The sequence below is a fragment of the Pedobacter montanisoli genome (assembly GCF_022809115.1).
GTDB classification, from domain to species: domain Bacteria; phylum Bacteroidota; class Bacteroidia; order Sphingobacteriales; family Sphingobacteriaceae; genus Pedobacter; species Pedobacter montanisoli.
Window position 1 is genome coordinate 236,057 of the sequence record NZ_JALGBH010000001.1, and the last position, 13,986, is coordinate 250,042.

Here is a 13,986-nt window from a genome sequence, read left to right on the forward strand (position 1 = left end):
TAATTAACTGATGGTAGGGAAGGAAATTCCTTTTATTTTACTATAAAGCTCTACCGCATACAAATCTGTCATACCCGAAACAAAATCTAATGCACTCTGTATTTTTGCATAAGTGTCATCTTCCTTATGCAAAAATTGCGGGGGTATAAGCTTTATTAACTTCTTATAGTAATGGGTATCATTATTTACCAGTGCAGGGACAAATTCTTCAAGCAATCCGGCCATTACTTTATAACCCGAAACTTCTTTCTGTATAACCGATTCATAGTTATAAATCTTTTCAACAGAAAGCGCTCCAATCTTATTCCAGGTAGCAGAAAGTGCGGGGGGTAGGCTATCAGTTAAACTTTGGTTAAAAGTTCCGTTCAGGAATTCGCTTTGTTGCTCAAAAAATATTTCAGAACATTCTGCAATTAAAGTATTAATAGCTTTTGCTCTCAGTAAACTGATTTTTGCATCATTATCCTCAAATTCATTCTTTAATCGCTCTTCTAATCTTTCATCATTACAAAGTGGTATCAGAAGATCTTTAACCGTCTCATAACTCAATATTTTTAAACGATGAGCGTCTTCTAAATCAATAATGCTGTAGCAAATATCATCAGCGGCCTCTACCAAATAAGTTAAAGGGTGACGTTTGTAAACCAGGGGTTGATCTGATACTTTTTCTATTCCTAATTCCTGAGCTATATCACGGTAAGTATCTATTTCTGTATAGAAGAACCCATATTTTTTGGTGTAAATATTTGCCTTGTTATGGCCTGCAATAGATTGGCAAGGATATTTAGCTATGGCCGCTAAAGTAGAATAGGTTAAGGCATAAGCGCCATTTCCTTTTCCGCTAAAAGGATGTGTTAAAATACGCAAAGCATTTGCATTTCCTTCAAAACGCACAATATCGCTCCACTGTTCAGCCGTAACCTGATTTTGATATTGCTTGCCATCGCCATCGGTAAAATATCTTGAGATGGCCGCTTCACCTGAATGTCCAAAAGGCGGATTGCCCATATCATGGGCCAAAGCAGCCGCAGCTACAATATTACCGGCCTCGCTCATTAAAGGCAATTCTTCATCCAAGCGGGGATTTTGTTTCTTAAGTTTGTTGTAAAAGATGCGACCTAAAGAACGGCCTACGCTGGCAACCTCCAAGCTGTGTGTTAAACGGTTATGCACAAATACGCTGCCCGGCAAAGGAAAAACCTGCGTCTTATTTTGCAATCTCCTAAAGGGTGATGAGAAAATTAACCGGTCATAATCTCTTTGAAACTGCGAACGAGCTTCATCTGTATCTTCGTGTCTCTTGGCGTGCCCCCATCTTCTTGACGACAACAACTGCTTCCACTCCATCATAGTGTATCTTTTGAGCGGCTAAACTAACAATCTTTTTTCAGAGTTTCATTTTGCTGATAAAATCGATGATGGCTTTTTCAACGCCGGGAACATCTTTTGAAGTAATGTATGAACCGATTACGTGATTTTGTGCATTGGGAAGCGCTACCTTCATCTTTTTATCTTTCGAGGTACCCAACTGATCGTACATTTTAAGCATGGCCTCCACCTTTACCACCGGATCCTGATGTTCAGCATCCTTAAAATAATAAAGCAGTAAAACCGGTTGATGTACTTTAGCGAACAATTCTTTATGCATTGTTGTTTCTACCAGTTCTTGTAATTGCACTACCGATTCTAAACGATAATGCGTGTACCAATATTTACGGTACAATTCATTATTACCTGCCGTTTTACGTTCTTTCCCTCCTTCTACCAAACGGGCCATTTGTAAACCCCATGGCATGGTTAGCAACCAAGCTTTGTTATCATTGATGGCAATATTTGGTGAAAGCAGCATAATACTGTTCGCTTCAGGATAATTTGCAGCCAGTTGCAGAGCCAGAGTACCTCCCGTTGAAGTGCCCACTAAAATTACTTTTTTGCCCAATTGCTTGCCTATAGCGTAAGCTTCTTTGGCCGATTGCCACAAGCGTTCTGCTGTAAAATACTGCATAGGTGCAACGGTGTCAATACCATGATCGGCCAAACGACTAAGGTAAAGATTTGCTTTTAAGCTTTTGGCTAAATTCAGGTGTACCGGATTACCCTCTTCTTTACTGGCCGAAAACCCATGTAGGTAAACAATAGCGTATTCTGTTTGTTGGTGTGTAGAATCTGCCCAGATAATTGCTGCCTCATTTCCGGGTTTAATTTTGTGCTGCTGGTCATTCTTTTGAATAAACCCTGATAACTGATCTATAGAGGGTACCACAGGTAAGGTGGTATCATATATGGGTTGCGAAGGTCTGGGTCCTAAAAAATAAACAACCAAGATAATGGCTATGACTACAATGGATAGCTTTTTATAGTTTTTCATAGTAATAAGTTACATAAAAATACGCTTTTAGAGGAATTTAACTAAGTTTGCAATCAGATTTTTAACATGAAGCCCGGATTAGACCAGATTAAGCAACCTATTGCAGCAGAAATCGATGCGTTTGAGATCAAGTTTAAAGATTCGATGCGCAGTGACGCTCCGTTACTTAATAGAATTACCCACTACATCGTAAAAAGTAAAGGCAAGCAAATGCGTCCGATGTTCGTATTTTTTGCTGCCAAACTATGTGGAGGTATACAGGAATCTACACATCGCGGAGCTGCCTTAGTTGAATTGCTACACACTGCCACATTGGTACATGATGATGTTGTTGACAATGCTTATGAACGTCGTGGTTTTTTCTCCATCAATGCTTTATGGAAAAATAAGATCGCTGTTTTAGTGGGCGATTACCTGCTGGCTAAAGGTCTTCTGCTCTCTGTAAACAATAATGAATTTACTTTGTTAAAAATAGTATCCGAAGCGGTACAACAGATGAGTGAGGGCGAATTGTTGCAGGTTGAAAAAGTACGTCGCATGGACATTAGCGAAGAGCTTTATTTTAATGTAATCCGTCAAAAAACGGCATCGTTAATTGCTTCATGCTGTGCCTGTGGGGCCGCATCGGCTGGAGCCGACGAAGCAGCCATCGAGAAAATGCGTCTATTTGGTGAAAAGGTAGGCATTGCTTTCCAGATCAAAGACGATACATTTGATTTCGGGACCGATGATGTGGGCAAACCTTTAGGCATTGATATTAAAGAGAAAAAGGTAACCTTACCTCTTATCTATGCCCTTAACCGCAGCACCAGAACTGAACGTAAACACATTATCAACCTGATAAAAAACCATCAGGATGATCCTAAGAAAATACAGGAAGTTATTGATTTTGTAAACAGTAAAGACGGTGTGCATTATGCCAACCAGAAAATGCTCGAATACCAGCAGGAAGCTTTCGAGATTTTAAATCAGTTTCCTGACAGCGATGCCAGAACCGGACTGGAACAATTAGTTAGATACACTACTGAGAGAAAAAAATAATGTCGAGCGAGCTTTTATTCATTACGGGTTTCTTACTTTTTATAGTGCTGATCCTAGCGCTTGATTTAGGCCTTTTCAGCAAAAAAGATCATGTAATCAGTTTAAAACAAGCTGGCATTATGAGTTTTGTAATGGTGATGCTAGCATTAAGCTTTTACCTGCTACTGATTTTAAAAGGCGAATACTTGCATGGCATACATGATTATGGTCGTTTAGCTGAAGTAGTAAAAAGCCACAAGCACTCCATAGAATTAATACCCGGTAATTTTGACGCAAGTTTACGCCTGTACAAACAAAACTTAGGCCTTGAATTTTTAACGGGCTATGTTATAGAATATGCTCTTTCTGTAGATAATATCTTTGTGATCGTACTTATCTTTTCGGCCTTTGCTGTACCTGAAAAGTATTACCATAGGGTATTGTTCTGGGGCATTTTAGGTGCTATTATTATGCGCTTTATCTTCATTTTTGCAGGTGCTGCGCTGATCAACAAATTCGACTGGATTTTGTATGTTTTTGGTGCTTTCTTGTTGTTTACCGGAATAAAAATGTTCTTATCTAAAGATGAGGAAGAGAAAATAGATACTCACAATCACCCGGTGGTTAAATTTGCTTCCAAAATTTTTGCCATCCATCCCCATTATGTAGGCAATCACTTTTTTCACAAAGTAGATCATAAGAAAATGATCACACCTTTGTTCTTGGTATTGCTCATTGTAGAATTTACCGACCTGATCTTTGCCGTAGATTCAATACCTGCAATTTTTGCTGTTACCAAAGACCCTTATATTGTTTTTTGCTCTAATATTTTCGCTATTATGGGCTTAAGGTCTATGTTTTTTTTACTGGTAAACATTATCCATAAATTCCATTACCTCAAAACCGGACTAGCAGTTTTATTGGCTTTTATAGGTATTAAAATGTTAGGGCATGGTTATTTAAAAGCATGGGGCTTTACTACCGAACATTCGCTGATTATTATCGTAGCTATTTTGGCAATCAGTATTATAGCATCATTGGCTTTCCCTAAGAAAAAAGGGATTAAGAGCTGAGTAGTTTATCTTACACGTTTCTTATTATCGCTTACAAAAGCCTCCCATCCGGTATAAGTTTTACTTTTGCCACCAGAAGTAATCTTTTGAAAAGAGTGACAAACAGCCACTGCCAAGCCATCTGTAGCGTCTAAAAACTCTGGGGTTTCTTTAAAATTAAGCAATCTCTGTAGCATAGCTGCTACCTGCTCTTTGCTGGCGGTTCCATGCCCGGTTATCGATTGTTTTACCTTTCGGGGCGCATATTCACATACCGGTATATTTTTGGCCAAAGCTGCAGCCATAGCTATGCCTTGTGCACGGCCCAACTTTAACATTACCTGTATATTTTTACCATAAAAAGGTGCTTCAAGGGCTAAAGCATCAGGGTTATATTGCTCAATTAATGCGGTTGTTTTTTCAAAGATGCGTTGCAGTTTCAGGAAATGATCATCTAGGTAGTCCATTCTTACTACCCCCATGCTCAACAGCTCCATTTTATTTCCTTTTTCTAAAATAACACCATAACCCATAATGGCCGTACCGGGGTCTATCCCCATAATAATACGTTCCTTTTTTTCAACCAACATAAAACAATATTAAGCATATTTGTACATACAAACGTTAATATTTTGACATCAGGCCTTAAAAAATCTTTTTCCTTATTACTTAAAATCGCTATTGTAGCTTTTGCTTTTTGGTTCATTTATACCAAGCTGATCAGTAATAACGACCTTAAAAAGTTTGTATCACTTATTCAAAGCATCCCTGTATCAGAAGTTTACCTGTATTTAGGTATTGTTTTTACACTCATGCTCATCAATTGGGGTTTGGAGGCAGTTAAATGGAAAAGGCTAATTGCTCAGGTAGAACAAATCTCGTTGTGGCGAGCTATTGAATCTGTATTCTGTGGTTTAACATGGGCCATCTTTACACCCAATCGCTTAGGCGAATATGGTGGTAGGGTTTTCTTCTTATCACCTAAAAGACGTATTGCCGGTGTGGTTGTCATGACAGTTGGCAACATTGGTCAATTGGTATTAACCAATGTATTTGGAGCCATTGCCATCTGTATTTTTGTGTATCGTTTTACCACTTTAGAACCTATTTTATTCTTTGCGCTTTGCATACTGGCCTTTGCTTTTGCCACATTCTTTTTGGTTTTCTATTTCAATATCAAATGGGTTAACGGCATTTTACTTTCCATAAAATTTACCCGAAAGTACAAAAGGTTTTACGCCTTTCTGGCCCGATACAAAAAAGCTGAACTGTTTAAAATATTAATGATCTGCCTGGTTCGTTATACTGTTTTCACTTCTCAGTATCTAATCATGTTTATGTGGCTGGTACCCTCGCTTGCCTTTACAGATATTTTAATGTTGGTACCCATTTTATTCTTTGTGCAATCTTCACTACCCTCATTAGATCTATTTGATATAGGCATAAGAAGTGTAACAGGGTTGTTTTTCTTTAAGTTTGTTACCCAGCAAAATACAGCAGTTGTGGCATGTATTGCAAGTATTTGGCTCATCAATATTATAATTCCTGCTATATTAGGCTCTTATTTTGTATTTAAACTCAATTTCTTTGGAAATACTCAGCGCAATTAATTATTTCTCTGCTTTTTTAGCCGTTATTTATGTGCTTGTGGTCTGTTTTTTTATCATAGGCTGGATTCGCATTAAATATTACCAACCTACTGCCAAAACCGGTACTACAATGGTATCTATTATTATTGCTGCACGTAACGAAGAAGATAAAATTGAAGCTACCATAAGTGATGTATTAAACCAGAATTACAACAAAGACCTCTTTGAGTTGATTATCATAGACGATAATTCTACCGACAGCACAGCATCGATCATCAGTTCTTATGCCGACAAGGGCGTGATCCTGCTTCAGTTAAAAGAAGACAAACTCATCAATTCATACAAGAAAAAAGCCATACAAACCGCTATTGGGCAAGCCAAAGGCTCATTGATCATTACTACTGATGCCGATTGCCGCATGGATTCCGACTGGTTAAAAACCATTGTAAATTATTACGAGGAGAATGGCTTTAAAATGATTTCATCACCGGTAGCTTACTTTCAGGAAAAGAACTGGTTCGAAAATGCCCAATCTCTTGAATTTTCCTATTTAATAGGTTTGGGGGCTTCAACCATAGGCAATAAAAACCCAAGTACCTGTAACGGTGCAAATCTGGCCTATGAAAAGAAAGCTTTTTTTGAAGTTGGCGGATTTACGGGCATTGATGACCTGGCATCGGGAGATGACGAATTGCTTTTACATAAAATGGCAGCGCTGTATGGCAATAAAATAGGTTTTTTAAAAAACAGAGAAGCGGTAGTTTACACACATGCCAAACCCAATTTAAAAGAGTTTATACAACAACGCAGACGTTGGGCGTCTAAAAGTACCCGATACAAAGAAAAATCAGTGATTATTCTAGGTGTAAGTATCTGGCTCTTTAACCTGAGTATTATTGTTAACGCTTTACTGGCTATATTTTTTCCTGAATCCCTACCCTTTTTACTCTTTCAGTTAGGTATTAAATTCGTTGCAGAGTTTATTTTTCTGTATAAAGTAACCGATTTCTTTAAACGCAGGACTCTGCTAGGTTTATTGCCTGTTTTAACCCTTTTGCATATAATTTACATTGTTTATATTGGCATCGCCGGAAATTCAGGCAAATACAACTGGAAAGGAAGAATGGTTAAGTAATAATGAGCAACAGCCCATCAAAAAAAATCTGGATTAAATTTAAACGCAATAAACTGGCTGTAGCTGGTTTAATTTTTATCTCTCTTTTAGTCATCTTAGGCACTTTAGGTTATTTGATCACTCCCGATCAAACACCTTATGCCAATACCATGCATCTGCAGCTGAGTAATAAAAAACCAGGCAGATCATTCGAGTTTCTGATCATCAGTCGTAACGATAAAGTAAAGCAGGTTAATTTCTTTAATAAAATGCTTTTTGGGCAGGAAGCCAATTTTAAAAGTGTTCCCATTACTTCTTATCGGGTTAGCCAAAATAAGGTTTATGCCCGCGAGTATATTGGTGATGATGAACAGGCCGAAGAAAAAGCCTATCCTTTAGTGAGTGGAGAAAACACTTACAAACAAACTTTTTATTTAGGTACAGATATTTATGGTCGCGATTTAATGAGCCGCCTTATTTTAGGCATCAGGGTTTCGCTTTCTGTAGGCTTAATGGCTGTGATCATTTCCCTCTTTATTGGAGTGGGCTTAGGTGCCATTGCCGGTTATTTTGGCGGAAAAGTTGATGCTGCCGTAAGCTGGTTCATGAATGTAATCTGGTCATTACCTTCGCTATTATTGGTTATAGCCATTTCGTTTGCTTTGGGTAAAGGTTTTTGGCAGATTTTTATTGCCGTTGGCCTTTCTACCTGGGTTGATGTAGCCCGCTTAGTTCGCGGACAGGTGATGGCTTTAAAGCAGGTTGAATTTGTTGAAGCTTCAAAAGCCTTGGGCTTTTCAACTTCACGCACCATTGTAAGACATATTTTACCCAATATAGCTGGCCCTATTTTAGTGGTAGCTTCTGCAAATTTTGCTTCTGCAATTTTATTAGAAACAGGCTTGAGCTTTTTAGGTTTTGGTGCACAGCCACCTATGCCAAGCTGGGGCGGCATGATCAAAGAACATTATGGTTACATCATTATGGATGCTGCTTATTTAGCTGTTTTACCAGGTTTAGCCATTATGCTTACCGTGTACGCCTTTAATCTGGTGGCCATTAGTTTACGTGATGCCTTTGATGTTAAAGGACAAAATGCAAGTATATAAGCACTATTTAGGCACTTAAATACAAATAAGTATTAATTTTGTATCATGCTGCTAAACTGTTACCAACAAGATTTGATTGAAGCCGGCTGTGATGAGGCCGGAAGAGGCTGCCTTGCAGGTCCGGTTTTTGCTGCTGCCGTTATCCTCCCTAAAGATTTTTATCTGGAAGGGCTGGATGACTCAAAAAAACTCAACCATAAACAACGCGAAACGCTCAGACCTTTAATTGAAGACCAGGCCATTGCTTGGGCTGTAGGCGTAGTTGATCATGAGGAAATTGACCGCATTAATATTTTAAATGCTTCTTTTTTGGCTATGCATAGAGCTATTGAGCAACTCAAAATTAAACCCGGTTATTTAGTTATTGATGGCAACCGATTTAAAAGCTACCCCTCTATTCAGCATAGTTGCATCATCAAAGGCGATGGGAAATACCTGAATATTGCCGCAGCTTCTGTATTAGCCAAAACACATCGTGATGCTTATATGGATGAACTTGATAAGCTTCACCCACAATACGAGTGGAGAAAAAATAAAGGCTACCCTACCATTACACATCGCAAAGTGGTGATTGAACAGGGCATGTCGCCATTCCATCGAAAAACCTTTCAGGTTAGCTCCCCACAACTCAGCATTAACTTTATTGAAGAAGAGTAGTTATGAAAGTGCTTTTGCTGACAAACCGGGTTCCTTTTCCGCCCAATAATGGGTATTCTATTGTAGTTTACAATACAATTAAAGGGCTATTGAGGCAAAATGCAGAGATTACCTTATTCAGTATCAATAGTTCAAAACATTATGTTGATGTAGATGATATTTATGATCCTGTTTTTGAAAAGATAGATTTCCATTCTTATCATATCAACACCGAAGTAAATATCTGGGACGCATTCTTTAACATTTTCTCATCAGATTCTTATAATGTTTCACGCTTTTATAGCGACGAAGCTGCTAAGCTGCTGGAGAACATTTTACGGGAAAAAGAATTTGATGTTATACAATTTGAAGGCTTATTTGTTGTTCCCTATCTTGATACAGTAAAAGCGCTTAGCCATGCTAGATTAATTTATCGTGCTCATAATATAGAACATGATATCTGGGAGCGACTGGCAGTAAAAGAACATTTCAGGCCTAGAAAAAAATACCTCGAATTTTTAGCCCGACGACTTAAAATATATGAAACCGAACAAATCAACAGGTTTCACCAGATTTTTGCTATCAGTCAACGTGATAAGCAGAAATTTGTATTGATGGGTTGTCAAACCAAGTTGGATGTTTTTCCTGTGGCCATAGATCTGGCAAAATATAAAGTAGATGTTTCTAAAACCGTTTACCCTACTTTATTTCATTTAGGCGCTATGGACTGGCGGCCTAACAAAGAAGGATTAGCCTGGTTTTTAGATGAAGTATGGCCCGATATAGAAAGCCTTAGTCGCGAACTTCGCTTTTATATAGCTGGGAAAAATATGCCCAGAGATTTTTTCGAGTACGATTCTGATAATCTTATTGTAGAAGGTGAAGTTTTTGACGCCGTTGACTTTATCAACAGCAAAGCAATTATGATTGTACCTATTTTAACTGGTACAGGTATGCGGGTAAAAATTATTGAAGGTATGGCCATGCAGAAATGTATCATTGCCACCACAGCCGCAGCCGAGGGCATAGAATACCAGCATAAAAAGAACATCCTTATCGCTGATACCACAGATGAGTTTTATCGCCTGATTTTACAATGCCTAACACAACCTGGTATTATACAGGAGATTGGCATGAATGCCCGTATTACTGCAAAAACCAATCATGATATCTATCAGGTCACAGAAAAAATGTATGAATCTTATAAAAATTTAGTAGAAACTGCTTAAATCTGATCATCATCTTTAAACCATAATTAAAAAAAGATATCATATATCAATAAAAGTAATCATTCTAACAGATAGCTTTGCACAAACTAAAAATCCTGATAAAAATGAAATTAAAAAACTCTTTAACTTTAGCATTGGCTCTTGTAGCTAGCTTTGCATTTTTTGCTTTTACAACAAAACCTACCGCTTACACCGTTGATGCGACCAAATCAAGCATTACTTGGGAGGGAAAGAAATTTGCCGGTTCTCATAACGGTACAGTTGGTTTAACCTCTGGTACTTTAGGTTTTAATGGTAACAACTTAGCCGAAGGTAACTTTGTAGTAAACATGACTTCTATTAAAGACGCTGACGGAAATGCCAGTTTAGAAAAACACTTAAAAGCAGACGATTTCTTTGGGGCTGATAAATTTCCATCTGCATCTTTCGCTATTAAAAAAGTTGAAGGTAAAGGAGCTAAAGTAAATATAACTGGCGATTTAACCATTAAAGGTGTTACACAATCAGTTACTTTCCCGGCAAACATTACTTGGAACGCAGATAAAACCGTAACCGCTACTGCAGAAAAAATTAAAATAGACAGGACTAAATATGGTATTCAATATAAGTCTAAATCAATTTTCAGCAATATTGGCGATAATTTCATCTATGATGAGTTTATTATCAACGTAAAACTTGTTGCAAGCAAGTAATCGCAAACAAAAAAAGAAAGATCCGGTTTTTAATAAACCGGTTTTTTTTTGTAAAAAAATTGATGCAGCTTTTTTATTATATTGCAGTAATTTACATTTGCCTACATTCCACAAGGAATACACACACAACTTAAAATTTAAAATGGTTGATAAAACAGTCAATCTGCTGGTTATAGATGATGATGACATCAATATCTTCATTATCAAAAAAATAGTCGAAAAAACCGACTATGATGTAAAGATGTTGTCTAAAAACAATGGACAACAGGCTATAGATTACATCAAAGAGCTCATAGAAAACCACGCAGAGTTACCTCATCTGATGCTCATAGATATTAACATGCCGGTTTTAAACGGTTGGGAATTTATCGAGGCTTTTGAAAGTCTTAACATTCAAACGCCAATTGATATGTATATGCTTTCCTCCTCCGTTTACGAGAACGATATCGAAAAAGCCAAAACCTACAAAACAATAAAGGGCTTTATCTCAAAACCCCTCTCTATTGAAAAATTAAAAGAACTAATTAACGACATTCTCTCTAAATAATCTGAAACTTCTCTCCATCAAACCCAATATAAGCCTGTGTTTTTGATTTAGAATGGTAAAACAGACATTTCCAGTTTTCCTGAGCTGCTTTGTGTCCAAATTCATCGCGTAGCTCCATCGCTTTTCTTCCATCATAATCATATTTAGCAATAAATTTCCGCAAAAGCTCTTCTGGTTCGGGCAGAACATCTCCACCAAAAAACACTTTATCTTCACCATCATCAAACAAAAACACCTGATGATACGGACAATGTGCTCCAGTTAATTCATAACTCACCTCATCTGTCAGTTTTCCTGAACCTTCTACCAATTCAATTTGTGCATTACGCTGTATAAACTCAAAGATTTCAGGATGATAAGAAGAAGATTTACTCGAAAAGGCAGTTTCCCACTCACCCCTCTGCATCACATAAGTAGCATGCGGAAAACTCAATTCTACTTTGCCATTATAGCTATGTACCATACCTCCTGAATGATCAAAATGCAAGTGAGACATTAAAACCATGCTCACATCTTCGGGTTCAAAACCGGCTTCACGGATATGATGATGCAATTGAAGATTGCCTTGCTCATCACTATAACCCAAACCTGTATCTAAAAGCATCAGTTCGTTTCCACACTTTACCAGAAAAGGCTGTACATGAATAAATAAGGATGCCGGCCTGTCTTTAAAATTATCTTTAAGCGGATCAAAAGGAATAAATTTCTTAGTGGCATCTACTGAGTATGAACCTTCTTTAAGTGTAAAAACCTGAATAGACATTGTTTTATAGATAAAAATTAAATTGATATATTTACGAGCAATACTGCAAATATAATTAACCCGTATGAGCTTAACCTCATATGATTGTCTGCTTACATAAAATTTGCTCAAAAAACATTTAACAGCCAATGCAAAAACGATGGGTAAACACCAACCATGCCAACCAAAACACCGTTAATGCGCTTGCCGAACAACTCAATATAGATACTACGCTGGCCCGGATATTGGTGCAGCGCAACATTCATACATTTAACGAGGCAAAAGATTTTTTCAGACCCCAGCTTAGTCAATTACATGATCCTTTTTTAATGAAAGACATGCGGAAGGCTGTGAGCAGGATTAATCTGGCTATCCAAAACAATGAAAAAATATTGGTTTACGGTGATTATGACGTAGATGGAACCACTGCCGTAACACTACTTTACAGCTTTTTGCTCCAATTTACCAGTCTTGTTGCTTACTATATACCAGACAGGCATAGCGAAGGTTATGGTATCTCAACTACTGGTATTGATTATGCAAAAGCTCATGGCTTTAGCCTCATCATTGCGCTCGATTGTGGCATTCGTTCAATTGATAAAGTTGAATACGCTAATGATATGAGCATAGATTTTATCATTTGTGATCACCACTTACCAGGTGATGAAATACCCAATGCAATTGCTGTTTTAGACCCTAAAATCAACGATTGCGCTTATCCTTTTAAAGAACTGTCGGGATGCGGAATAGGGTTTAAACTGGCGCAAGCCTATTGTATAGATCATGATTTAGATGCCGATTTATATCTCCGCTACCTTGATCTGTGTGCAGTAAGTATTGCTGCCGATATTGTACCCATTGTTGATGAGAACAGAATATTGGCCCATTTTGGATTGGCAAAACTGAACCAAAATCCTGTTATGGGTCTAAAATACCTGATGCAGTCTTCGGGCAAAACAGAAAAATACACCATTGGCGATGTGGTTTTTCTCATCGCCCCTCGTATAAATGCCGCCGGGCGCATGGGACACGCTAAAGATGCAGTTAAGATGTTATTAAGCTCTCATCCCGATTTAGCAGAAGAATACAGTTCTTATATTAACTTACAAAACGATACCCGTAAATCATTTGACCAAAGCATAACACAAGAAGCATTATCCATTATTGGCAATAGTGATGTATTAATACAGCGAAAAACAACCGTTGTTTTCCAGGATAGCTGGAACAAAGGCGTAATAGGCATTGTGGCATCCCGTTTAATAGAGACTTATTACCGCCCTACCATTGTACTTACAGAATCAAACGGTAAATACACCGGATCTGCCCGTAGTGTTTTGGGTTATGATCTTTATGAAGCGCTTTTATTGTGCAGCGACTTGCTTGAGCAGTTTGGCGGACATAAATATGCTGCAGGTTTAACCATTAAACCCGAGAACCTGAATGCTTTTTCACAAAAGTTTGAGGAAGTGGTTTCTGCAAGTATAGACCCTATCCTCTTGGTTCCACAAATTACCATAGATGCCGATTTGGAATTGAAACAGATCAATGGAAAGTTTCACAGGATCTTAGCTCAGATGGCACCTTTCGGACCTCAAAATATGGCTCCTGTTTTTGTAAGTCATGGCATAAGTTTTGTCGGTTTCCCGCAAGTTGTGGGTACAAATCATCTTAAAATATCGGTAAAACAACAAAATTCACCTATTTTTGAAGCTATAGGTTTCAATTTGGGCCATTATGCAAGCTTGCTTAATTCTAAAAGTGTATTCTCCATATGTTACACCATTGAAGAAAACAACTGGAAAGACAACAAGCGTTTGCAGTTAAACATTAAAGACATCAGAATAGCTACAGAAACGCATGACGATCATTTCTTTAGCAATTAAAATAT

At 37.8% G+C, this 13,986-nt stretch carries 14 protein-coding genes; 10 read left to right on the top strand and 4 right to left on the bottom strand.

All coding sequences use genetic code 11. The annotated features are described in order from the left end of the window. Positions 1-3: 3 nt before the first annotated feature. On the bottom strand, positions 4-1,347 hold the full coding sequence (locus MMF97_RS01035) for a deoxyguanosinetriphosphate triphosphohydrolase (protein WP_243361141.1): 1,344 nt from the start codon (positions 1,345-1,347) through the stop codon (positions 4-6). Between the two features lie 40 nt (positions 1,348-1,387). Next, the gene (locus MMF97_RS01040; protein ID WP_243357700.1) at positions 1,388-2,368 is read right to left on the bottom strand and encodes an alpha/beta hydrolase; all 981 of its coding nucleotides are present in this window, start codon (positions 2,366-2,368) and stop codon (positions 1,388-1,390) included. A 66-nt stretch (positions 2,369-2,434) separates the two neighbouring features. Between MMF97_RS01040 and MMF97_RS01045 the strand changes: the two genes are divergently transcribed. Further along, a complete protein-coding gene (locus MMF97_RS01045) occupies positions 2,435-3,409 on the top strand; it encodes a polyprenyl synthetase family protein (RefSeq protein ID WP_243357702.1) in 975 nt (324 codons plus the stop codon). Beyond that, a complete protein-coding gene (locus MMF97_RS01050) occupies positions 3,409-4,461 on the top strand; it encodes a TerC/Alx family metal homeostasis membrane protein (protein ID WP_243357704.1) in 1,053 nt (350 codons plus the stop codon). The genes MMF97_RS01045 and MMF97_RS01050 overlap by 1 nt, the downstream gene beginning before the upstream one ends. Positions 4,462-4,466: 5 nt before the next feature. Here the strand turns inward: MMF97_RS01050 and ruvC are convergent, their stop codons facing one another. After that, positions 4,467-5,030, bottom strand: a complete 564-nt coding sequence (gene ruvC, locus MMF97_RS01055; protein ID WP_243357706.1) for a crossover junction endodeoxyribonuclease RuvC — start codon at positions 5,028-5,030, stop codon at positions 4,467-4,469. Positions 5,031-5,072: 42 nt separating this feature from the next. On the opposite strand from ruvC, the gene MMF97_RS01060 reads away from it, so the two are divergent. The 7 genes from MMF97_RS01060 to MMF97_RS01090 all read left to right on the top strand — a co-directional run bounded on the left by MMF97_RS01060 (position 5,073) and on the right by MMF97_RS01090 (position 11,356). Then, positions 5,073-6,050, top strand: a complete 978-nt coding sequence (locus MMF97_RS01060; protein WP_243357708.1) for a hypothetical protein — start codon at positions 5,073-5,075, stop codon at positions 6,048-6,050. Then, positions 6,028-7,164 carry a glycosyltransferase family 2 protein gene (locus MMF97_RS01065; RefSeq protein ID WP_243357712.1) on the top strand — a complete coding sequence of 379 codons (1,137 nt, stop codon included), beginning with the start codon at positions 6,028-6,030 and terminating at the stop codon, positions 7,162-7,164. Before MMF97_RS01060 ends, MMF97_RS01065 begins: the two co-directional genes overlap by 23 nt. A gap of 2 nt (positions 7,165-7,166) precedes the next feature. Next, complete coding sequence (locus MMF97_RS01070; protein ID WP_243357715.1) at positions 7,167-8,252, top strand: ABC transporter permease; 1,086 nt, start codon at positions 7,167-7,169, stop codon at positions 8,250-8,252. A gap of 45 nt (positions 8,253-8,297) precedes the next feature. Continuing rightward, positions 8,298-8,909: a ribonuclease HII gene (locus MMF97_RS01075; protein WP_243357716.1), complete on the top strand. Its 612-nt coding sequence runs from the start codon at positions 8,298-8,300 to the stop codon at positions 8,907-8,909. A 2-nt stretch (positions 8,910-8,911) separates the two neighbouring features. Then, positions 8,912-10,117, top strand: coding sequence for a glycosyltransferase (locus tag MMF97_RS01080; RefSeq protein ID WP_243357718.1), 1,206 nt, complete (start codon positions 8,912-8,914; stop codon positions 10,115-10,117). 104 nt (positions 10,118-10,221) lie between these two features. Continuing rightward, positions 10,222-10,809, top strand: a complete 588-nt coding sequence (locus MMF97_RS01085) for a YceI family protein (protein ID WP_243357721.1) — start codon at positions 10,222-10,224, stop codon at positions 10,807-10,809. 142 nt (positions 10,810-10,951) lie between these two features. Next, positions 10,952-11,356, top strand: coding sequence for a response regulator (locus MMF97_RS01090; RefSeq protein WP_243357723.1), 405 nt, complete (start codon positions 10,952-10,954; stop codon positions 11,354-11,356). On the opposite strand, the gene MMF97_RS01095 is transcribed toward MMF97_RS01090, so the two are convergent. After that, complete coding sequence (locus MMF97_RS01095) at positions 11,349-12,119, bottom strand: MBL fold metallo-hydrolase (protein ID WP_262916081.1); 771 nt, start codon at positions 12,117-12,119, stop codon at positions 11,349-11,351. The two genes, MMF97_RS01090 and MMF97_RS01095, sit on opposite strands and share 8 nt — an antisense overlap. Before the next feature lie 128 nt (positions 12,120-12,247). On the opposite strand from MMF97_RS01095, the gene recJ reads away from it, so the two are divergent. Next, complete coding sequence (gene recJ, locus MMF97_RS01100) at positions 12,248-13,981, top strand: single-stranded-DNA-specific exonuclease RecJ (protein WP_243357725.1); 1,734 nt, start codon at positions 12,248-12,250, stop codon at positions 13,979-13,981. Positions 13,982-13,986 lie beyond the last annotated feature (5 nt).

Bases quoted from the DNA above. Each gene is read 5' to 3' on its own strand.
- MMF97_RS01035 (WP_243361141.1), bottom strand. From the start codon at position 1,347: ATGGAGTGGAAGCAGTTGTTGTCGTCAAGAAGATGGGGGCACGCCAAG.
- MMF97_RS01040 (WP_243357700.1), bottom strand. From the start codon at position 2,368: ATGAAAAACTATAAAAAGCTATCCATTGTAGTCATAGCCATTATCTTG.
- MMF97_RS01045 (WP_243357702.1), top strand. From the start codon at position 2,435: ATGAAGCCCGGATTAGACCAGATTAAGCAACCTATTGCAGCAGAAATC.
- MMF97_RS01050 (WP_243357704.1), top strand. From the start codon at position 3,409: ATGTCGAGCGAGCTTTTATTCATTACGGGTTTCTTACTTTTTATAGTG.
- ruvC (WP_243357706.1), bottom strand. From the start codon at position 5,030: ATGTTGGTTGAAAAAAAGGAACGTATTATTATGGGGATAGACCCCGGT.
- MMF97_RS01070 (WP_243357715.1), top strand. From the start codon at position 7,167: ATGAGCAACAGCCCATCAAAAAAAATCTGGATTAAATTTAAACGCAAT.
- MMF97_RS01075 (WP_243357716.1), top strand. From the start codon at position 8,298: ATGCTGCTAAACTGTTACCAACAAGATTTGATTGAAGCCGGCTGTGAT.
- MMF97_RS01080 (WP_243357718.1), top strand. From the start codon at position 8,912: ATGAAAGTGCTTTTGCTGACAAACCGGGTTCCTTTTCCGCCCAATAAT.
- MMF97_RS01085 (WP_243357721.1), top strand. From the start codon at position 10,222: ATGAAATTAAAAAACTCTTTAACTTTAGCATTGGCTCTTGTAGCTAGC.
- MMF97_RS01090 (WP_243357723.1), top strand. From the start codon at position 10,952: ATGGTTGATAAAACAGTCAATCTGCTGGTTATAGATGATGATGACATC.
- MMF97_RS01095 (WP_262916081.1), bottom strand. From the start codon at position 12,119: ATGTCTATTCAGGTTTTTACACTTAAAGAAGGTTCATACTCAGTAGAT.
- recJ (WP_243357725.1), top strand. From the start codon at position 12,248: ATGCAAAAACGATGGGTAAACACCAACCATGCCAACCAAAACACCGTT.